At 42.0% G+C, this 21,372-nt stretch carries 15 protein-coding genes; 6 read left to right on the forward strand and 9 right to left on the reverse strand.

Annotation, left to right across the window (positions count from 1 at the left end; all coding sequences use genetic code 11):
- Positions 1-11 precede the first annotated feature (11 nt).
- Positions 12-869: a helix-turn-helix domain-containing protein gene (locus ACDZ28_RS26010; protein WP_375103150.1), complete on the forward strand. Its 858-nt coding sequence runs from the start codon at positions 12-14 to the stop codon at positions 867-869.
- On the opposite strand, the gene ACDZ28_RS26015 is transcribed toward ACDZ28_RS26010, so the two are convergent.
- Together ACDZ28_RS26015 and ACDZ28_RS26020 are read right to left on the reverse strand one after the other, a co-directional pair.
- Positions 866-1,699 (reverse strand): glycosyl hydrolase family 28 protein, encoded by an 834-nt coding sequence (locus ACDZ28_RS26015; RefSeq protein ID WP_375103151.1) that lies wholly within the window; start codon positions 1,697-1,699, stop codon positions 866-868. The genes ACDZ28_RS26010 and ACDZ28_RS26015 overlap by 4 nt on opposite strands.
- A gap of 17 nt (positions 1,700-1,716) precedes the next feature.
- On the reverse strand, positions 1,717-2,331 hold the full coding sequence (locus ACDZ28_RS26020) for a hypothetical protein (RefSeq protein ID WP_375103152.1): 615 nt from the start codon (positions 2,329-2,331) through the stop codon (positions 1,717-1,719).
- 245 nt (positions 2,332-2,576) lie between these two features.
- Between ACDZ28_RS26020 and ACDZ28_RS26025 the strand changes: the two genes are divergently transcribed.
- From ACDZ28_RS26025 to ACDZ28_RS26035, 3 genes are all read left to right on the forward strand, one after another.
- On the forward strand, positions 2,577-3,686 hold the full coding sequence (locus ACDZ28_RS26025) for a glycoside hydrolase family 88 protein (protein WP_375103153.1): 1,110 nt from the start codon (positions 2,577-2,579) through the stop codon (positions 3,684-3,686).
- 178 nt (positions 3,687-3,864) lie between these two features.
- Positions 3,865-4,725: a GNAT family N-acetyltransferase gene (locus ACDZ28_RS26030; protein ID WP_375103154.1), complete on the forward strand. Its 861-nt coding sequence runs from the start codon at positions 3,865-3,867 to the stop codon at positions 4,723-4,725.
- A gap of 255 nt (positions 4,726-4,980) precedes the next feature.
- Entirely contained in the window at positions 4,981-6,675 is a 1,695-nt protein-coding gene (locus tag ACDZ28_RS26035; protein ID WP_042128500.1) for a M3 family oligoendopeptidase, read from the forward strand.
- A gap of 94 nt (positions 6,676-6,769) precedes the next feature.
- On the opposite strand, the gene ACDZ28_RS26040 is transcribed toward ACDZ28_RS26035, so the two are convergent.
- Positions 6,770-9,523: a glycoside hydrolase family 2 protein gene (locus ACDZ28_RS26040; RefSeq protein WP_375103155.1), complete on the reverse strand. Its 2,754-nt coding sequence runs from the start codon at positions 9,521-9,523 to the stop codon at positions 6,770-6,772.
- A 145-nt stretch (positions 9,524-9,668) separates the two neighbouring features.
- Between ACDZ28_RS26040 and ACDZ28_RS26045 the strand changes: the two genes are divergently transcribed.
- Entirely contained in the window at positions 9,669-10,610 is a 942-nt protein-coding gene (locus ACDZ28_RS26045) for an ArsR/SmtB family transcription factor (RefSeq protein ID WP_375103156.1), read from the forward strand.
- Between the two features lie 87 nt (positions 10,611-10,697).
- On the opposite strand, the gene ACDZ28_RS26050 is transcribed toward ACDZ28_RS26045, so the two are convergent.
- The 3 genes from ACDZ28_RS26050 to ACDZ28_RS26060 are packed head-to-tail and all read right to left on the reverse strand — an operon-like array spanning position 10,698 to position 11,989.
- Positions 10,698-11,075, reverse strand: a complete 378-nt coding sequence (locus tag ACDZ28_RS26050; protein WP_042128506.1) for an iron chaperone — start codon at positions 11,073-11,075, stop codon at positions 10,698-10,700.
- Positions 11,076-11,106: 31 nt separating this feature from the next.
- Entirely contained in the window at positions 11,107-11,469 is a 363-nt protein-coding gene (locus ACDZ28_RS26055) for a DUF4180 domain-containing protein (RefSeq protein ID WP_042128508.1), read from the reverse strand.
- Position 11,470: 1 nt separating this feature from the next.
- Positions 11,471-11,989: an ankyrin repeat domain-containing protein gene (locus ACDZ28_RS26060; RefSeq protein WP_375103157.1), complete on the reverse strand. Its 519-nt coding sequence runs from the start codon at positions 11,987-11,989 to the stop codon at positions 11,471-11,473.
- 223 nt (positions 11,990-12,212) lie between these two features.
- Between ACDZ28_RS26060 and ACDZ28_RS26065 the strand changes: the two genes are divergently transcribed.
- Positions 12,213-12,698 carry a DUF2975 domain-containing protein gene (locus ACDZ28_RS26065; RefSeq protein WP_375103158.1) on the forward strand — a complete coding sequence of 162 codons (486 nt, stop codon included), beginning with the start codon at positions 12,213-12,215 and terminating at the stop codon, positions 12,696-12,698.
- Positions 12,699-12,811: 113 nt separating this feature from the next.
- Here ACDZ28_RS26065 and ACDZ28_RS26070 read toward each other — a convergent pair whose 3' ends face one another.
- The 3 genes from ACDZ28_RS26070 to ACDZ28_RS26080 all read right to left on the reverse strand — a co-directional run bounded on the left by ACDZ28_RS26070 (position 12,812) and on the right by ACDZ28_RS26080 (position 21,271).
- Positions 12,812-16,918, reverse strand: coding sequence for an S-layer homology domain-containing protein (locus ACDZ28_RS26070; protein ID WP_375103159.1), 4,107 nt, complete (start codon positions 16,916-16,918; stop codon positions 12,812-12,814).
- A gap of 144 nt (positions 16,919-17,062) precedes the next feature.
- Positions 17,063-18,154: a response regulator gene (locus tag ACDZ28_RS26075; protein WP_375103160.1), complete on the reverse strand. Its 1,092-nt coding sequence runs from the start codon at positions 18,152-18,154 to the stop codon at positions 17,063-17,065.
- 3 nt (positions 18,155-18,157) lie between these two features.
- Positions 18,158-21,271 carry an ATP-binding protein gene (locus ACDZ28_RS26080; RefSeq protein ID WP_375103161.1) on the reverse strand — a complete coding sequence of 1,038 codons (3,114 nt, stop codon included), beginning with the start codon at positions 21,269-21,271 and terminating at the stop codon, positions 18,158-18,160.
- Positions 21,272-21,372: the final 101 nt, after the last annotated feature.

Consider the following 21,372-nt stretch of genomic DNA (forward strand, 5'->3'; position numbering starts at 1 on the left):
TCGGAGGGAATATGAAGCAGCTGTTCGAACCTGTTATTTTTGAAGAACATAAGACCTTGGTTTGGGATTACAAAATATATACCGACGACTATTACAAAGGTTACTACCATTGGCATCAATGCTGTGAAATCATGTTCGTTCATCGCGGCCAGGGAAACGTTGTCGTAAATCAACAAATGTACGATATCCGCCGGGGAATGCTATTCTTTTTCCAACCGTATCAACTGCACCGAATCTATTCCGAGGTCTCTACCGAGTGCCCTTTTGAACGAACCATTTTCTATGTTGACCCCCATGTTGCAGAGAATCTGCTGCAGAACTTTTCAAAAAGAAAGGCTCTATTTACAGCGCTATGGAAAGGGGGGAATTCACGCTGTACCTTTGAACTTAATGAACGTGCAGAGACTGTGGAGTGGATTCTAAAGCATTATGATCACAACAAAAAAGCCTCCCTTTCAGAGGATTCCGAAGATACTTCTGTTCTATTTCTTCAGCTGCTAAGTTGTATCGAGATCGAAGATTATCATGTGTTTCAACCTAGAGAACGGAGAACACTTCACTATTCCGAGAAAATCATGAGCTTTATCGAGGAACACTATCATGAGGAGGTTAACCTGGATCAATTGGCTGAGGAGATTCATTTATCAAAATCCTATGTCTCTAGAATCTTTCATCAAGAAACAGGAGGAAAGCTCGTTGATTATCTTACTGCCCGTCGAATTAAACAGGCCTGCCGCTTATTAGGAACAACAGACCTGCCAGTAGAGCAAATAGGGATCGCTGTTGGTTTCCCTAATGCCTCTTATTTTAATCAATTATTCAAAAAAGTACTCGGTACAACTCCATTAAAATACAGAAAAAATAATTAGAGACTCGATTGTTCACCAGCAGTCTCTTCGATAACAAATACAATGTTTTTTGCAAAATGATTGATCTCGATCAGCTCTGGGCGGGGGGCATTCAACAGTTCATCGTTAACTCTTAAATTGATGAAGGTCACACCTTCAACAGCTCTTTTTTCATCAAAGCCATAAATTCTTGAAGGATTGGCCTTCCCGCTGTAGCTGATATTGCGAAATGTAATATTCCGAATACTTGTGCCAGGCTCTGGATTATAATCCTTGTTGTAAACTACACGCACATCGAACAACTGCCCCTGCTCAATCCGTTCAACGCGTATGTTATCGTAAATTACGTTACATACCGTATTTCGATCCCCGGCATTAATGGCTAGTGCCCCCCAATAATTTTCTTGTGGCTCATGATGATTCAGAATATCTATGTTTGTAAAAATAATATTTTCAATCACGTCACCGTTCTGCCCATGGTCACCATGAGTCCCGATCATCAGTGGATGCGCAACATCTGCCCATAAAATAGAATCACGAACGCTGATATTGCGTGTATCTCCATAAAAATCCCATCTCGATCCATAGATTGCAATACAATCATCGGAATTCCGCATAAAAGCATCCCGAATGGCAACATCAGAACTAGACATGATATCTATGCCATCAGACCATCCGCGAGTACTAAAAGCTTTAATATTATCAATTTCAATCCCGCTAGACTCCCCTATGAAAATACTATAATGTGGTGGGTCGATAACAGTGATGCCTTCCACTTTAATGGATTGTGAGAAAACGATTCTTACCCCACGAAAAGCTGAGTATCGATGAAAATCTGCAAGATAAATCATTCCACGACCACGGATAGTTATATTATGGACCGACTCGCCACCAATGACCCTACAAGCGCAGATCCTCCAGCTAGATATATTGTTGTGCCCGAAGGAATTGGAAGGACCGTTTCTTCAATATAGTGCGTTCCTGGCGAAAAAAAGAGCACGTTCGGTTTCTCACTAGAGTATGCCACTGGTATTTCCAGTAATCGCAAAAGATCTGTTTTCCGATGAATACCTGGTTGTACTACCGCTACATTAGGATCCTCTATAAGTGGTGCATCCTCTTCTTTAGGGTTAGCAAATAGATGCAGATTCCGGAAAATATCATCATTGATTTCGATCGAAAGCTTCTGCGGGCCGAAAAGGCTGAATTTGATCGTTCTCTCTTGAATTTCGTAAGCGATATTACGTGAAGCCGGAGCGACGTTCACACACTCAATTTCGGTGTAAAGACAAGTAACTTCCACCTCTGCTGCACCTTCTAGATCAAAGAAAGCCATAGATGCTGGTCGAACGTGATGCATATCTACCTTAACCTCGTAGATAAATACATTATGCCATTCACCTTCAGGTTGCCTGACTCTAATCTTATAATCCTCACGTCCCGGTATACCTTTGGGCGCTTCATACACTTGTAAGTAGTTCAAATAATAGTCCTCCCGCTGTTGAATCGATTAGGATTACGAATTTATTTCTATATGCCTATATTGTATCTGCATCTATCTCGACAAAGTTTTCATGCGTTATTCATAAATGTTTATATTTTGTCTTATAAGGGATGATTACTAGACTTCAGCATGACAATAATCAAACATTTTCTTATATCAAAACAAAACTTTTCGCAACCATAGAAAGCTATACTCATAACATCCTAACCACACTGGAGGCAACAATGATGACTTTACCTTATTGGCAGGAGATCATGAGTAGACTGGATACAAAAGTAGAGCGTATGGTTGAACAGATTGGTGACAAGTGTCCACATTTTGCCGGAAAAGATGGCAAGTTTGACGATATCGGCTCAGACTGGTGGACCACGGGCTTTTGGCCTGGCATCCTCTGGATTATGCATGACATCACCGGAAAAGACCTTTACAAAGATGCCGCATGGCACTGGGATGGTACGTTGGAGGAATGGTTTGTCAAACCTACGGTAGAGCTGCATCATGATGTTGGTTTTCAATTTCTTCCGACAGCTGTAATCAAACATACAATCACTGGTAATGAGGATGCACTCCGCAGAGGGATTGAAGCCGCAAACTTCCTTGCTGCCCGTTATAATCCGGTAGGCAAATTTATTCGCGCCTGGAATGAAGATAAATATGGTTGGGTGATCATCGACTGTATGCTGAATATCTCCCTGCTCTTTTGGGCCAGCAAAGTTACAGGTGATCCTCGTTATAAACATATCGCGATTAACCACGCGGAGACGACTATGCAATATGGTATCCGCGAAGACGGATCAACCAAGCATATTCTCTCTTTTGATGCAGAATCCGGTGCTTATATTGAGAATTTTGGAGGTCAGGGCTACTCTCCTGAATCCTCTTGGAGCCGTGGTACAGCTTGGGGCTTGTACGGCTTCATCAACACTTACCGCCATACAAGTGATGAGCGTTTCCTGAACACCGCCAAACGAATCGCACATTACTTCATTTCCGCTTTGCCAGAGGATCAGGTACCGTACTGGGATTTCCGTCTTGAGGATGACGAACGGATGTTCAGAGATAGCTCTGCGGCCTCCATCGCCGCTTCAGGCTTGCTCGAACTAGCAGATATCGTACCATTGGGTGAAAAAAGTCTTTATTCAACAGCAGCAGAGCGGATTCTGCGCTCTCTGACCGAAAGCTATGCGACTTGGGATCAGCCAGAGCACGAGGCGATTTTGCTGCATGGAACTGGCAGCGGCACATCCTTTATTGATGTATCGCTAATCTATGGGGATTACTATTATATAGAGGCAATCGCTAAATTGAATGGCTGGAAACACCGGATTTTTTAATAAAGAGATATTTATTCAGTTCAGTGTTCTTGAAAAGGAATATGTTATAATCTTCACTAGATTGTTTGGAGGCGATAATGATGAGATTAATCACTAATAATATTGGACTATTTTTGAAGGATAGCGCCTAATCGTCCATAAACCGCGTGTTTCTTTCATAAGCGAGGTTACGAATGTAATGCCAAATTATACTTTAAACGCAATGATGGATTATTCGAGAGAACAAATAGCAACAATAGAATCATTAGAAGAGATTTGCAAACAATTTGAGAAGATTAACTTAAGAGTTGGCATAGAACATCTTGTAAAAGATCACGGTGATCACGCCTACCTTTGTCACCATAATGAACGGTTAATTGGTTTTCTCAGTTGGTATACTTCTGACGGAACCGAAGCGAATATTAACGGAATGGTGCATCCAGACTATCGTCGCCAAGGCGTATTCCGCAGCTTACTTGGACGAGCAAAACAAGATATGTCCTTACAAGGTATCCACTCGCTACGATATCGGGTCGTTTCAGGATCAAGCTCCGGTGAGGGTTTTGTCTTACACATGGGAGCATCCCATGACAGTTCAGAGTACTCTATGTCGTACTTGAATTTAACCAATAAGAATGAGCGATTAGACAGTATAATTCTACGCCCAGAAGAAGACAAGGACTTTGATTTTGTGACAACCTGCTTCTCGGCGGCGTTTAACGAAACGATGGAATGGACGCATGAATATCTCACTCATACTCGCGAGCCAAGCCGTGTTACCTATGTCGCCCTGAGAGAAAACACGCCTGTCGGCCTGATTAGAACGAATAATTTAGGGAATGGTACGACTGTCATCCATGATTTTTGTGTACTCCCTGTCTTTCAGGGACAAGGCTTTGGACGAGAAATTCTAATACATGTAGTAGATCTTCTGCTTTCGATTCCATTCACACACCTCCGCTTAGGCGTTGTCACCGATAATGAGCATGCTTTAAATCTTTACCTCAGCGCTGGCTTTGAGATCACAGCAGAATTTCATTATTACGTTGGCGGAGTTTGATTCATGAAAAAAAGGGAGTCCTATTAAAGGACCCCCTTTTTCATGATTAGATTATTTTAGAAATAAACTGCATAATAGGTCGGGCTGATTGATTGTTTTTTCAAGATATCAAACCCTATTTTACTTAACAAGTTTTTACACTTTTGTTCAATTGTTCTTTTTTCGACTATAAAAAGCTTACACAGGTCTATCGTAAATGGCTGTTCAGATTATATAATAGAAACTATCTGGTATAGAAAGGAAGTTGATTTTTTTATGAAATTTGATGATTACCGCTATGAGCGGCCGGATGTTAAGCAATTCAAGCAAGACTTTAACGCCCTGCTGAAAGATCTCAATGACACATCACCTTTAGAGGTACAAAAGGCTTCCATCACTGCCATTAACAAGCTTCGCAATACGTTTGATACTATGCAGACATTGGTTAGCGTTCGCCATTCTATCAATACGACGGATGAATTTTACAAAGCCGAACAAGAATTCATGGACGAAGTTGGACCTGTCGTTCAGGAATACATAACCGATTATTACAAAGCACTCGTACATTCGAAATATAGAGCCGAATTTGAACAGGAATGGGGTGCGCAGTTACTCCAGCTTGCAGAAGTTTCGCTGCGGACATTTAGTCCGGAAATCATCGAAGATTTACAATTGGAGAACAAGCTTTCCACGGAATACTCCCAGCTTATCGCATCCGCCAAGATTCTATTTGAAGGTGAAGAGCGCACACTGCCTCAACTCGCACCTTTCGAATTGTCTACAGACCGTGATATGCGTAAAAGCGCTTCTGAAGCACGGTTTGGTTTTATGTCCGAACATGAGGCTGAATTTGACCGCATCTATGACGAGCTCGTCAAGGTCCGTGACCGCATAGCTAAAAAGCTTGGATACAGCAACTTTGTTCAGCTAGGTTATGACCGTATGATGCGTACCGACTATAATGCTGAAATGGTTGCCAATTTCCGCAAACAAGTTCTGGAATATATCGTACCTGTCTCCCAACAGTTAAAGAAACGCCAGACTGAACGCCTAGGTCTCGATGAATTGAAATACTACGACGAGAACTTTAGCTTTAAGACTGGGAACGCTACCCCTAAAGGAGACCCAGACTGGATTGTAGCTAACGGGAAGAAGATGTATAAAGAGCTATCTCCTGAAACGGATGAATTCTTCACCTTTATGTTGGACAATAATCTGGTTGATTTAGTAAGTAAAAAAGGAAAGCAAGGCGGCGGTTATTGTACTTACTTCAGCCAATACAAGGCCCCTTTTATTTTCTCTAATTTCAACGGCACCTCAGGGGACATTGATGTCTTAACCCATGAAGTAGGGCATGCCTTCCAAGTATATGAAAGCCGCAATATTGATGTGCCAGAATATGCTTTTCCAACCTATGAAGCATGTGAGATTCATTCCATGAGTATGGAATTTTTCGCTTGGCCTTGGATGAATTTGTTCTTTGAGGAAGATGCGGATAAATACCGCTTCAACCATTTATCTGATAGCCTTCAGTTTATTCCTTACGGTGTGTCTGTCGATGAATTCCAACATTTTGTTTATAGCAACCCTGAAGCCACCCCTGCTGAACGCAAGCAGGCTTGGAGAGAAATCGAGAAGAAATACTTACCGCATCGTAATTATGAAGGTAACACATATCTGGAACAAGGCGGTTTTTGGCATAAACAAGGGCATATCTTCGCCTCGCCTTTCTACTACATTGACTACACACTAGCACAGCTTTGTGCCTTCCAGTTCTGGAAACGTTCGAACGAAGATTTCAAATCTGCTTGGAGCGATTATTTGGAACTATGCCAGGCTGGAGGAAGCAAATCTTTTATCAAACTGGTTGAGCTTGCCGGTCTAACTTCACCGTTTGAAGATGGCTGCATTAGCTCCGTTATTGGAGATATTGAAGGTTGGCTGAACAGCATTAATGATAAAGAGCTTTAATCCATTCTCTGAATAGCTCTCTTCACATAAAAAGCAATCCATGCCTTATGGCTTGGATTGCTTTTTAGAATTGAATGATCTAACTTCACCCAGTTTACCGATAGCGAATCAACAAATCTATTGGATAACGACCCGCATTGCGGCCATACAAGGCTAAGCCTCCACCCTCTGCTTGAAGTTCCAACCGGAACGTACGATTGCGATCTAGTTTAGCTGCTAACTGCCCCGGTACACTTACCTTACATAGATAGCCGTAAGAGCCAGCCTCATCCAACTTATTCGCTAATGGCTGATAATGCCAGGACAATACACCTCGGCTGTCGGCCGGATCATCCGGCAAATAGAAGGAGCCAATCCGTTGACCTTCTACCAGAACATTCACACGTGAAGGATGACGTTCTTCGTCGGTCATATAGTACGTATTCGGATTATACTCCACCCTAGCGTCTGCACCATGCATGAGATCAAGTCCCATTTCATTTTGCTTTGCCCCTTCAAGATTCCGGGCCAGCACTCGCTTTGCGCTAGCTTCAAACATAATTTCGATCTCGCCAATCATTTTTTTCTCCAAAGCATCTGGAAGAGCTACATCAAATTCATATTGGCCTTGACCGGCCCCATTGATTTTTGCGCATTGAATAGCTTCCCATTGTAGTTCAAAGCTGTGTTCTTTAAAAGCATCCACAGGGATACTAATACAATCTGCTTCCCCCTCACACCTTACTTCCTGATCACCGCTTCTTACATCAAACGTAATGAAGTTGCGAGTGGGCGTCTCTCCCTTATTAGTTATCAAGGAAAGCGCCAGCACTGCAACTGCGTCCTGATCAGGCATAGTAACATGCAGAGCGGGTAGAGCTGCTACTCCATATCCATCCCAATTCACTGACATATGATCACTTTGTGCAACAACTCGTGTTCCCAAATCGTCGTACCAAAGTTCCCACTTCACCTGTAAATGCTGTCCATGATATTTATCTGAGAAACTGGAACGAAGAAGCGGAACTTTAACTTCATCCTTTGCGTTTACTGTCTGGCATGGCGGTGCATCGATCACGATGAAGTCCGGAGAATGCAGATCAGAAATCGTCATCCCTGGAACAAAGGCATCATAACCAAAATCTTTATCGCTGCCGTCTAACCGATAATAACCATTGAACTCATTCGTAACATCGCGAAATTCGGTAAATACGAAACCACATAACTTATCATGCCGCCGGAATTCATTCATCATATAGCGATAATGCCATGCTAAATCACTATCCCCTGCCCCGCCTTCGATACCCCATACGTTTCCACATTCACTGTTCATCAGGGGAGCATCAGATTGTACATTACCTCCGATACAGTTAAAGTCTGAACCTGGGAAAGTTTTGTCTACAACCTCATTCAAATGAGCTCTAAGCTGATCATAACCATTAATGTAGAAATGCCACGTATTAATATCAGATTCCACATGATCATAGTTACAAGGTGAGTTGTCTTCAATGATTCTAGTTGGGTCAAGTCGTTTAGCCCAGCGATATTTTTCCCGAACCCATTCCTGTGTCTCCTTAAGATAACTAGACTGTTGCCCTACATCACTCGTTAGACTAGTGTCCTGAGCGTTCGTCTTCAACCCCCACGTCTCGTTAAACATCACCCATGAGAAAATAGATGGATGATTATAGTCTCTTTCGATAACCTCTAGGGCTTCAAGTTCATACGCAGCACGGGCTTTTTCATCCGGATTCCCCCAAAAGCAAGGCATGTCTTCCATCACCAGAATACCCAGTTTATCCGCCCAATATAGTTTGCGGGGTTCCTCTGGTTTGATATGAATACGTACAAAGTTCAGTCCCAAACGTTTCATTAGATAGATTTCATCCCGCATGTCTTCATCAGACGGATAAGTGAAATAGCCCGTTTTGTGATAAGACTGGTCAAGGGTACCGTTTAAATAAATTGGCTTGCCATTAAGAGTAATCCATCGATAACCACGCTCATCGAAGCGAACAGTTTGAATTTCTCGAATTCCGAAATAAGTGCTGACAATGTCTGTGCCAAAAGATCCGCTAAGCTGTAGTTCGCCTTCGTACAAATAAGGTGATTCTGGACTCCATAATTTCGGATCTGATATTTGAATAGAGAGCTTAAATTCATTCTCCCCTGCGATAAGATCTAATTTCTCAGTATGCAGTATGGAATCCTCTGCGAATTGCAGCGTGAAATCTGCTGAACCAGATTCTTGTGCAATGATTCTTGTAGTCACGTTCACTTGCCCATCCATAGTGGTCACAAACTTAGTATCACCCATATAAGTCTGGGGCCGAGATTCTAGCCATACTGGCTGCCAAATTCCGCGAATTTCTCCATAACCTTGTTTGCCACGTGCTTGGTAATCATGATCGAAGTCCTCTACTCTTACGACAATTATATTGTCCAAATCTTCAACCCAGTACGGAGTAACTTCAAACTCAAATGAACCATATCCACCTTGGTGTGAACCAACATGTACTCCGTTTATCCAAACGTCACATGAATAATCCACTGCCCCGAATCGCAAAAATAGTCGTGTCTGTAAGTCGATAGGCTGCCATTTCAAAATCCGCCGATACCAACCTATCCCTTTACGATCGCTGCCAATACCGGATAATGGACTTACCCAAGAAAAAGGGACGGTAATCTTCGAACTGTAAGCGATTTCGGAATTCGAAAACCATTGATTACTTATTCCTTCATTGCTCGGATCAAAGCTAAATGACCATTCCCCATTCAAATTCATCCATTCCTTGCGCTGCCAATGTGGATGCGGATGTTCGGGACGAGGAATCGGAAGACTCTCAACATTCAGTACGGAAGTTGTCATGATATGAGCACAGCCTTTCAAAATAAGAAGTTGAGCTCATTTTAGCACCAGTATATAAATTTCGCAATGTGTATTATAATTTTACAATATATAATCTTCGGTGTACAATATCCTCAAACTATCTTAACGAAAAGGAATACAATCAATGAATGATATTTCGCAAGAAACGATCCGGTACCCTGCATCACGTATCTTAGATGTTGCTAAAGCACTTTCTGGAGATGTCAGAGTCCGCATTCTTGAAGCCCTTGGTGACAAGCCCATGAGTGTCAGTCAATTGGCCGAGACACTTGGCGTAGCTCAACCTACAATTTCAATCAATGTGCAGACCCTTGAGCAAGTTAACTTAATTTCATCTACACAGGGAGCAAATCGCGAGAAAATATGCGCGGTGACCTGCCGATCCATCCATCTCGATCTTCCTTCGAAGCTAGGCGATGGTCTGCATCAAACGGAAGAAATACATATGCCCATCGGAATGTTCTCCCACTGTTCTGTACAACCATCCTGTGGTATGGCTGGAAAAGACGGCGGAGTCATCGGTTCTCAGGATGATCCGCGGGTATTCTACATGCCTGAACGAGTTGAAGCAGCTCTCTTATGGTTCGCTGATTCTGGCTATGTCGAATACTATTTTGCCAATCCACTACCACCTGGTGTCGAGCTAGATGAGATTAGGATTTCGGCTGAGGTTTGTTCTGAAGCACCTGCATTCCGTGAAGATTGGGCAAGTGACATCACATTAACTATAAACGACCTACATGTCGGTACTTGGACTTGTCCATCAGATTTCGGTAACCGGAAAGGAAAGTTAACACCCGAACGTTGGAAGAGTGGTACAGAATATGGAATGCTGACAGAGTGGAGTATCTCAGAACAGGGTAGCAAAATAAATGGAGCTGCTTCTTCCCCTACTACAATTAGCTCACTGAAGCTGGCATTTAATGAGCCAATTCGAGTACGCTTTGAGATTCGCGAGGATGCCCTCAATAGACGAGGACTTAATCTATTCGGAAGTGCTTTCGGAGACTACTCACAGGATATTATCCTGTCGTTTGTACGTCGTTCAGTATCGGGTACACGATAACTTGTAAGAATTGCACACCTGAATCCAGAGAGGATAGAAAGCTTCAGGTGTGCAAGAGTACTGGGAAGACATTGTTTTCTTCACATACTATTTACGCTTATCTTGTGCTTTTTGAATATTCTCAGCCACTCTATATTTCACGATCTTACTAATTAATTCATAGGGCATCGGCTGATTAAGAGGGAATTGAATGGATCCTTTTGCTCCTTTATAGACAGATAATTCTTCTTTAAAAGCATCAATCCCATTAGGGGTTGGATAAAATCCAATATGGTTTTTGAAAGCTGCAAAATGGACGAGATTTCCGTGCAGTTCAAAAGTAGGCATCTGATAACTAATCTTTTCTTTTGCATCAGGTGCCGCTTCTTTTATCACTTTTCTTATTGTACTAAGGATTTCTTGAATCTCAGATGGAAACTTTGAAATATAGTCATCGATCGATTCATACGTGATTTTACCTTCCATGTTAAGTCCCCTCTCTGTTTCAATTTCACATTTAACTATGATGAAGTGCTGCCAATGCCTCGTCTTCTGTACTCTTGAACAATATTTTATTCCCCTGATTGCACTCATAAATAAAATCATTCAGACTTTTACTATTATAGCCAGTAAATTCTCCTACAATCGCAACCCGCATCTGATAGTTTGTATACTTTTGAAGAATCTCTCCGGCAAGCCCCGTCTTTAACTCAAAAAAATCATCCGTGATTTGCTCTTTTCTTAGAATCATTTTATCGCATTCTTGATATCTAACGTTTGCCATTAGATCCAAAGCATCATTTACATTATTAATTACAATACCCTCGCTGGAAATCAAAGCTACTGTTGAATTGTCTTTACGGTTTAATGTGATTTGCATTCTAATTTACTCCTTTTTCAATAAGAAATTCTTTTACGTTGTGGTTTCCTTGTTGGATGGCCATAGCTAATACTGATTCACCACCTTCAATTTTAGCATGGATGTCAGCTCCGTGTTCGATTAACAAGCGTATCAGCTCCACATTATCCGAATGAAAAGCTGCAGAATGCAAGGCAGTATGCCCGTCGCTATCTAAAATATGTGTCTGAGCACCTTTGTTCAATAGCAGTCGGATAACACCCATATCCCGCTCCCCAGCAATGGCAGCATGAAGTGCAGTATTAGAAGGAATGAAACTAATCTTAGAATGGGATACTGCATCAACTTCAGCACCATAGTCTATCAATACCTGCACCGCTGCTTCTTTACCGAAATGTGCTGCATATCCCAAAGGTGTAAGACCCTCGTTATTTTCCGTATTTGCTAAAGCCGGATGGAATTCTAGAATTTCTTTTAGCCGTGCAGCATTACCTTGTTGTGCCGACTGAAAGACTTCATTAATGCTTTGCCGTAATTCCATTTAGATATCGCCTCTTTTCGATTGATCTTATAAACGATCTACTTTACCTTTTCTGGATAGTTAAACTATTCTCCTGCTAACAAGAAGAAGCGACGTTGTCGTCTTTCAAAGACGATAACCATTTCTCGTAAAATAAAAAACACTAAAAACAATACAAATTTATTGTAAAACAATAAACTAAATGCTAAAATCATGAAGTCATTAAATAAGTGAGGTGTTTTAAATGAATGTTAAACGAGGTTCAACAACTTTCTTAAAAGTAATTATTTTTTTGGTTGGAGTTGCAGTGCTTGCTTTGTGTATCTGGTTGCCTGAGATAGCGGTAAGAGATGCAAGAGTACATCCAGATACGGCTTACTTCCTGATTCCCTTTTTAGTATGTGCTTACGGATTCTGTATTGCGTTTTCGGTTGCGCTATATCAAGCATATAAACTATTAAACAACATCGAAAAGAACAATGCTTTCTCAGAATTATCCCTTAAATCTTTGAAGATCATAAAGAAATGTGCTTTCACAATTATGTTCCTCATTTTGTTAGGAATAGTAAGCTTAAGGGTGCTTGCTAAAGTTACAGCTAGTGATGATGCAGCGGGTCCTACATCATTATGTCTAATGGGTCTTTTAGCAACAAGTATCATCGCAGCCATTGTGGACGCACTTCAAAAGCCATTAGAAAATGCACCAGATATAAATCCAAAAAATGTATGATTAACAGTCAAATATCAACATTAGAATTTAATATAACCAAAAGAAAAGAGTATTCATTCGAAGGTTATCGAATGAATACTCTTTCTTTTCAACGTATCATATGAGTCAAGGCTTTAAATTAAATCTGACTTTTGAAGTAGCCGCTTAACGATCGCCGCAACCTCAGCTCTGGTCATATCATTTTTGGGAGCAAGCACATTGCTGCTTCGTCCCATGATTACACCTGCCTGTAAGCAGTCAGTAATTGCACTAATCGCCCAGTCAGATGCTTTACCGGCATCGGTATATGGGTTCAAGAATCCTTCAGCGGATTGATTTGGAAGTTTAGCCTTTAGAGCTGTGATTTTCATCGCTTTGGCGATAATTTGCATTGCTTGTTCACGGGTAATTTGGTCATCAGGGCGGAACATGCCGTCTTCAAAACCATTGATTAATTGATAAGCATATGCAGTATTAATCGCACTGTTATACCAATCCGTAGTTTTAACATCCGAAAATGGTGTTGCCGCTTGATCCAATTCAAGTCCAAGACCGCGAACGACAATCGCTGCAAACTCTGCACGGGTAATGGCTTGATCAGGAGAAAATTGACTATTACCTGTTCCTTCGACGACTAAACGGGAGCCCATATCATTCACTGCGTCTTTTGCCCAGTGGTTAGCAACATCGCTAAATTCAAGCGGATGCCAGATTACAGAGTAAGTACCGCCACTAAGACTGTTGATGGTAGCAAAATACTCGCCGCCAATTACAACTACTTTAGTGGGTACATGATGAACTGTTCCATCAGCATCAACATATACTCCAGTTGTAATCTTGTTCGGGTCCATCCCCTCAGGAATAGCAATGGTACGCTTCACATACGTATTGAATTGTGAAAGTTCAATGCTCTTATCTCCGTAAATCCCTCTAACCGTAAAAGTTACTGGCGCAGAGATTAATGAAAATGATCCTTTTTGTGCAGCAGCCTCTAAAGCACTTACAGCATCGGCTGTTGGTTTACTAACTTCAATCTGTATCTTAATATCCTGTAAAGCCACAGACTGTCCCACCTGCTTGGATAGGGCGTCCAAGTTAATCTGCCCTGCAGGCAAGGTAATAGTCGCATTGCCAGTTTTGATTTCAAGTACGGCTTGATTACCCTGCATATTTTTAACCATTTGTCCGTTTAGTTCACCAACCAGAACATCTGATTTGCTAGTGTCAGAGATAGAAACCACCGCACCTTTACCTTCCGCGGCGAGCTTATCTTCCAGCTTCTTCTGGTCTAAAGTAATAGTGGTTTGCGTTTGATCATTCCGTTTACCATTCGTCGCGGTTCCCACGGATTCCGCTTTACCATTGATTAGAATGGAAGCATCATTTGCTACAGGTGTCGGTGTAGCTGATGGAGTCGGTTGGGAAGGAAGACTGGATGGAGCGCTCGGGATGACTGTATTGGATTCAGCAGATAATTCGCTAATACCAACCTTATTGATGGCCTGTACCGTGAAGGTGTAGCTTGTTCCATTCGTCAGACCACTGATTGTAAGCGGACTTCCATTACCTGTAACTGTCAACCCGCCCGGAGTAGCCGTTACAAGATAACCTGTAATTTCGCTTCCCCCATCAGACTCTGGCGCTGTAAAGGTGATGGTCGCTTGACCATTCTCTGCAGTTGCAGTTACGGCTGTTGGAATACCCGGTGCTGTAATCGGCTTAACATGAGCCTTCACAGTAACGGTTGTTGAAGCCTTATAACTTCCATCTTTCGTAGTAACCGTAATGATGGCTGTTCCCTCACCGACTGGAGTTACTTCTCCATTCACAACCTTGGCTACAGTCTCATCGCTGGAGCTCCAGATCAGGCCTGGATCCGTTGCATTTGCAGGCTCTATTGTCGCTTTTAGTTTTACCTCAGTTTCACCAGCTGTTAAATCGAGCGTCTCCTGATCTAGTCTCACCCCAGTTACATTCACAACTGGTGGAATTGGTTCACTTACATGTACTGTCGTTGAAGCGGTATAACTTCCATCTTTGGTCGTAACCGTAATGGTGGCTGTTCCAACACCAACCGGGGTTACTACTCCATAAACAACCTTGGCTACAGTCTCATCGTTAGAGCTCCAAATGACACCCTTATTCGTTGCATCGGCAGGTGCCACTGTCGCTTGTAGCGTTTCGTCACCTTCGCCCACTGTTAAATTAAGCGTGGTCTGGTCTAACGTTACTCCCGTTACGAGAACAATTGGTGGCTTAGGTGCTGCCACATTTACAGTCGTTGAAGCCGTAAAGCTTCCATCCTTAGTCGTTACAGTAATAATTGCTGTACCCTCACCAACTGGAGTCACAACTCCATTCACGACTGTTGCGATAGTTTCATCGCTGGAGCTCCAAATCACGTCTGTGTCCGTTGCATTTGCAGGTTCTATTATTGCCTTTAGTAAGGCGTCCGCTTCACCAGCGGTTAAATCGAGGGTCTCCTGATCAAGCTTAACTCCGGTTACTTTCACAACTGGTGCACTAACTGTAACGGTTAATGACGCCGTATAACTTCCATCCGTTGTTGTTGCTGTGATCGTTGCCGTTCCAACGCCAACTGGTGTTACCACTCCATTAACAACTGTCGCGACAGTTACATCACTGGAGCTCCAAGTTACTGTTTTGTTCGTGGCATTGGCAGGTTCTATTACAGCATTTAGTGTATCTCCAGCTTCTCCCTCAGTTAAACTAAGTGATGTTTTATTCAAAGTCACTCCAGTTACTAGGATATCTCCCACATCGTTTACCTGCACATTGAAGGTGTATATACTACTTATAGTGCCATCATTTACAGTAACAGTAATCACACTGTTTCCGAAGGCATTCTTCGCTGGTGTTATTTCTATCGTCCGCACTTCTCCACTTCCACTTACTTTCAGTCCATTATTCGGAATTAGGGAAGTATTAGAAGAAGTAGCTGATACATTTAGGTCATCCCCATCCACATCAATGACCTTAAAAGAGCGTGATACAGATTTATTTTTTTCCGTTGTAGTACTTCCCATAAAGCCTGTGTCCTGCTTCCAGCTTGCTCCCGTAATGCTACCGTTCTTACCTGAACCAGCCGGTGTATTGACAGCAATATTACCATCATTGCTATTCGAAAATTTATAGTTCAAAGCCAGATTAGGCTCAGATCCATTCAAATCGACGTTCATTTCGCGAACAATTTCGCTCTGAGTTTTAGCTATACTCCAAAACCTAACGTCTCTCATCCCACCGCTGTAATCTCCGTCCTGTCTCCAGGTGCTTTTACCAAGCCAGTTGTTCGGACGTCCCACATTTCCAACTGTACTTAAATCCATAGCTCCTTCTGCCTTAAGAACACCATCCCAATAAATACGTCCCTTCTTCTGACTGTGATCGTAAACAATCGAGACATGTACCCACTTGGAGATCGGGAAATCGTCTGTGACATTAATATCTCCTTTATTGGTGTAAGCGATGAAATGCATTTTTTTGCCGTTAAAGCCCACAAAAATATTATGGTTCTGCTCTGCGATCGAAGATTCGAAGAATCTCATCCAGGTATTAAAACCATTGACTTTTAAATTCCCTTCAATTGTAAAAGAATTCTTGTATAACAGTTGATCTGGGAACGTCACATAATCCCCATTCCCGTCAAAGCTAAGATAATCCCCACCATTCAATTCCGTTAGATACGGAGCATCGTTCACTGGGTTTACAGTCACAGTAGCTTTGCCCGAAACTGTGGTGAACGCGCCCGATGCTGTGGTATTCGCATTTTTTTGATAGTTTTGATAACCAACTGCTGTCGTATCCCATAGCTTATATTCAATTGAAGCTGTTCCGTTCCAGTCTTTAGCGGGTACAAAACGAATTTTCTCCGATTTCAGCAACAGGAAAGCATTAGTGTTCGACACCGGCTCGATGTTGTACCAGATGTTTCCTTGTGTATTGTAATATTGCCAGGCGCCGTTGGTATTATCTAACGCTACCACAGCAATCCCCGTTGTTGCCGGTTCAGTAACCTTTCCTGACAATAGATTAGAGACAACAACACCTGCGTTAGAATAATCATCTTCATTGATAGACGGTATCACAGCTGGGCTATTCTCTAACCAATCGAAGCTCGATTTCGCACTAACGATTTGAGTCTGGATTGGACCTACACCTTGCACCACAAGTCCAGTGGCTAACGAAATACTAATGCCTATTTTCATAAATGATGGCTTCAAACTCTTTTTCCCCCTCTAGCATAAATCATGTCATCATTTCGACAATAATCGAGAGTATTATACAAAATTATGATAAACGAAAAATAAACAAAAAAAGAGAACCTACGAAATCTAATCGATTCGCCGGTTCTCTTTTTCTTTATACTAGTTCATCATCTTCATAATCAACGCTTTGAGCTTAGGATCAGGTGAAGTTCCAAGCTCCTGTTGAAGGGTCTCTTCCAATTGCCCAAATCGCCGATAAGCTTCATTCATTCGCCCTAGTTCAATATACAAATGGATGATTTCCTGATGGATATCTTCTCTCAAGGGATCCAATTTCAATATTCGCTCAAAGTAATGCAGCGATTGTTGACGCTCGTTCTGATCCATGTGCAATCTAGCCGCTAGTTCCAGCAGTCCAATAAAATCTTGTTCAAGTCGGCCTGTCTTCCCACTAGCCCAATCGTATGCTTTTCCTTTAAGAAAGGCCCCCGAATACAGTGTTTCTACTTGATTGAACCATTCTGAATGTTTTTTCGAGCCTTGTCTAATTTGCTTAAGTAAACGCTCAAACTCATATAAATCACAATAAATGCTTCGTTCCTCTATACTAATTTCGTTTCTACTGGTCTTAATAAAGCTGGTACCGATTGCTTTTCGAATATAATACAGGGTAGAGTTCAGATTCTTAAGTGCTTTTTCAGGCTCTAACCCACTCCATAAGGTGTCGATAATTTCTTCTCGACTAACCGTTCCTTTACTAATCAAAAAGGCAAACAATTCCTCCGTTTTTGGGCTTCTTAGCTTGATAGGCACTCTGTCTTGTGTACGGCGGTATATCTTAAGTCCATTAAATAAAAGAACTTCTATGACAGGTTGAACCGTCACACCTTTATTCATTTTTTTGATCTTATCCAGAGTTTTTGATAAACGCTGTGCAGTAACAGGCTTCAGCAGATAATCTACAGCGCTCAGTTCAAAGGCTTGCAGTGCGTATTCGTCATACCCTGTAACAAAAACTACATCTATCGATTCATCTAGTGCATGCAAAAGGGCGGAGAGCTTCATCCCATTCGTGTCAGGCATAGAAATGTCCAAAAATGCTACATCTATCGAATTCCCCTTCACAAATTCATAAGCTTCCGTCGGATCCAGAAAAGTATCGTATACTTCAATCTCTCCACTCTGAGACAATATCCTTTTTAAACGCTTTAGTGATAATTCTTCATCATCTACGATAATGGCTCGCAGCATGCTTCAACCTCCTAGCCGGTTCAATTGCTGTTTGGGGATGTCAAAAGAAACCCTTGTACCTTTTCCTTCATCACTTTGAATACGAATGCTCTTTCCGTAAAGAAGTTTGATGCGCTGACTAATATTCCACAGCCCCACACCTCTTTTATCTACATCTGATTTCATAATCTCCTCCAGCTTGCGTTCGCTCATTCCGCATCCATCATCTTCTACAACAAAGCTGACCATAGAAGGGTCTGACTCTTTGACAGATATAGTTACCTTTCCTCCCCGTAAATTGGACATCAGGCCATGTCTTATGGCATTTTCCACCAGAGGTTGAAGAATAAGCGGAGGAATCCGGCTATCGGTATTTGCGGTTATATCATACTGGACTTGCAATCTAGCACCAAAGCGTACTTTTTCAATATTAATATAAGCATTGACCAGCTCCAGCTCACTCTCCAGGGACGTTAATGAATCCAACTGTTTGAAATCAAAGCTGCTTCTCAAATACTGCGACAGCTCCAGTGTTAATTCCTCTGCTTGCTCAGGCTCTTCCACACATAATGCAGCAATTGAATTCAGGGCATTGTACAAGAAATGAGGTTTAATCTGAGAACGTAAAAAGGCTATCTCAGCATCTTTAGCCTGCTTCACGGAAGCTCTTAATCGGGTCAGACTTTTCACTCTCGCCATTAGCTCCTCCGCTTCGAACGGCTTCCCCACATAATCATTTGCCCCATTATCCATAGACATTTTCATATCAGTAACTCTATTCTTCGCCGTCAGCATTAACACCGGGAGCTCAAAGGGGGTAAATCTTTCTCTGATCTTTTGCAGAACCTCATAACCAGAAATGTCCGGCATTGTAATGTCCAGCACAACGAGGAAGAAGTCTGAATTCTTCGATAACTCATCGAGTGCCAGTTGCCCTCGGTTCACAACAACAATGGAATACCCCTCCAGCTTGAACAGGTTGATCATGGATTGAAGATTGGCATAATCATCGTCCACGACCAAAATTGGCTCATTGATTTTACCTTTGATATAAACAGGATACTCCTGGCGCGGGAAGAGAACCTCTTTAAACGGAAGTGTCTTTTCCACAATTGGACCCGTGATTTGATTAGATATTCGATCCCACCGTGGAAGGGTGAAAATAAAAACCGAACCTTTGCCCGTAACAGATTCCACTCTAATGTTCCCGCCATGCAGCTCCACTAACTTCTTCGTAATGCTTAGACCGAGACCTGTTCCACCGTGACTATGAATTTCAGCTTCATCCACCTGCTCATAAGCCATAAAAATACGTTTCTGCATATCCGGTGCAATTCCGATTCCCGTGTCTGCTACACGAACTTCAACCCATTCATGAAGGATAGTTTTAGCACTAATATGTATTTCACCTTGCTCCGTAAATTTAATCGCATTATCTACCAAGTTGTGCAAAATTTGAATCAGACGATTGCCATCTGCATGTACAGGAGGGAAATCTGAAGCGACATTATTTATGAGAAAAATCGACTTTTCTCCGAGCAGGAACGAATGAATACCGATGACAGAATCAATAACAGCTTTCAGATCTAGGGTGCTTTTGTATAACGTGATATCCCCATGCTTCATTTTGGAATAATCGAGCAGTTCGTTCACCATATAAGTTAGTCTTCTTCCACTGCCCAATACGATTGCTAGGTTCTGCGCTTGCCTTTCGGTAACTGGACCCTCAACCCCATTAAGAAGTGTAGCGGTAATGTTCACTATGGCATTTAGCGGAGTTTTCAGCTCATGAGAGGTATTGGAAAGAAACTCATCTTTAATCTTGTCCAGCCCAATCAGCTGGTTTTTCATTTCGTCTATCGTATGATATGCCTCGAAAAAACGAAGAACAATCAGAACAATCATAATGATATTAAAGGCTACGATGTAAAACTGTCCGAGCCATAGATTTTCTTTCATCGAAAGTGCAAACAGGATTACGTCTATGGAGTACAGATTGATTGCAAGAATCGCTAAGAACAGGAGCAATGATTTGATCCGATTTACTTCTGCGCTTCTAATATACAGGATAGCCACTCTACACAGCATCCAAATTAACATCAATTCATATACAATGATCACGTACGGTGAGAAGACCGTGTAAGTACGAATAGGCAGAATCGCTACCAGAAATATAAAGCTGCCTAGTATGATCGTTACGACTTGCGTAAGCTTTAAAGAGATAATGCTTTTGTGCATTTGGTAGAAAAATATAGCCAGAACAATAAAACACGAGATGGAGCTAATGTCCTTCACTTTGTATAACACATTGAACGAGAGGCTCGGAAAAAACAGTAACAGCGAACGTTCTCCAATCAAGCCATGATAGATCGCGAGCAGTAAACAAATAATTGCAAACACAAGCAGGGAGTAATCCTTCTTACGGTATAATGCAGCCGCCACAAAGCAGATGACAAAAATAAGCGATAATGTTCCCAAAATTGCAACGGTACTAAATTCACGAGCCATACTCTTCTGCTGGGTCTCCATCATCGCGGCTTCCTCGCCAAAGGTCAGAGATACCGGAATGCCTGCATTTACATATTCATAGTTAGAAACTTGAATAATGATCTCTACGTCACCTTTTTCAGCTGAAAAAAGCCCGATTTGCGGAATATTCCCCGACTGGTAATCGGCTGTACTGATAGAAGGCTTACCGTCTTCAATGAGTAGATGTCCATTCACATATATCGCACTTGAAAAGCGTATATTCGTCTTTTTCAATGCAAATACACCGTCTACAGGTAAGTTTTTCAGCACCATGCGATAGGTAGCAGAACCAAATGCAGGTAATGGCTGACCATCAATCACTTTACCGTTCCATCGTGAGGGGACCTCCATCCATGCTGTAGGGGCTGATTTGTCAATGCTTGGATCTATAAAATGCTCAGGTGTGAGTAGCTGGTTCCAATAAAATTCCCACTCCCCGTCTAGCTTGATGATCTTTTGTTGCTTATAATTCCATGTCGAAAGATCCATGCTACCCTTCTGAACTTGCGGATGATTCTCATGCTGATCGTTATTTATAACAATGGATAGTGGAATTGTAGCTAACGAAAGGAAAGCTATTAAATAGATAAATAATGTCCTTTTGAGCATCGTAGGCCCCTTTTCTATGGAGTAGTAAAGCTGCAGCATACGCTTGGGGTATTGTGCAACACTTGAAATACATGAGATAGATGACGATAGATAATTCTATA

Source organism: Paenibacillus sp. RS8, from assembly GCF_041956825.1.
Lineage (GTDB): Bacteria > Bacillota > Bacilli > Paenibacillales > Paenibacillaceae > Paenibacillus_AQ.

Bases quoted from the DNA above. Each gene is read 5' to 3' on its own strand.
- ACDZ28_RS26075 (WP_375103160.1), bottom strand. From the start codon at position 18,154: ATGCTGCGAGCCATTATCGTAGATGATGAAGAATTATCACTAAAGCGT.
- ACDZ28_RS26035 (WP_042128500.1), top strand. From the start codon at position 4,981: ATGAAATTTGATGATTACCGCTATGAGCGGCCGGATGTTAAGCAATTC.
- ACDZ28_RS26025 (WP_375103153.1), top strand. From the start codon at position 2,577: ATGATGACTTTACCTTATTGGCAGGAGATCATGAGTAGACTGGATACA.
- ACDZ28_RS26050 (WP_042128506.1), bottom strand. From the start codon at position 11,075: ATGGAAGGTAAAATCACGTATGAATCGATCGATGACTATATTTCAAAG.
- ACDZ28_RS26080 (WP_375103161.1), bottom strand. From the start codon at position 21,271: ATGCTCAAAAGGACATTATTTATCTATTTAATAGCTTTCCTTTCGTTA.
- ACDZ28_RS26015 (WP_375103151.1), bottom strand. From the start codon at position 1,699: ATGATTTATCTTGCAGATTTTCATCGATACTCAGCTTTTCGTGGGGTA.
- ACDZ28_RS26060 (WP_375103157.1), bottom strand. From the start codon at position 11,989: ATGGAATTACGGCAAAGCATTAATGAAGTCTTTCAGTCGGCACAACAA.
- ACDZ28_RS26010 (WP_375103150.1), top strand. From the start codon at position 12: ATGAAGCAGCTGTTCGAACCTGTTATTTTTGAAGAACATAAGACCTTG.
- ACDZ28_RS26055 (WP_042128508.1), bottom strand. From the start codon at position 11,469: ATGCAAATCACATTAAACCGTAAAGACAATTCAACAGTAGCTTTGATT.
- ACDZ28_RS26040 (WP_375103155.1), bottom strand. From the start codon at position 9,523: ATGACAACTTCCGTACTGAATGTTGAGAGTCTTCCGATTCCTCGTCCC.
- ACDZ28_RS26045 (WP_375103156.1), top strand. From the start codon at position 9,669: ATGAATGATATTTCGCAAGAAACGATCCGGTACCCTGCATCACGTATC.
- ACDZ28_RS26030 (WP_375103154.1), top strand. From the start codon at position 3,865: ATGCCAAATTATACTTTAAACGCAATGATGGATTATTCGAGAGAACAA.
- ACDZ28_RS26065 (WP_375103158.1), top strand. From the start codon at position 12,213: ATGAATGTTAAACGAGGTTCAACAACTTTCTTAAAAGTAATTATTTTT.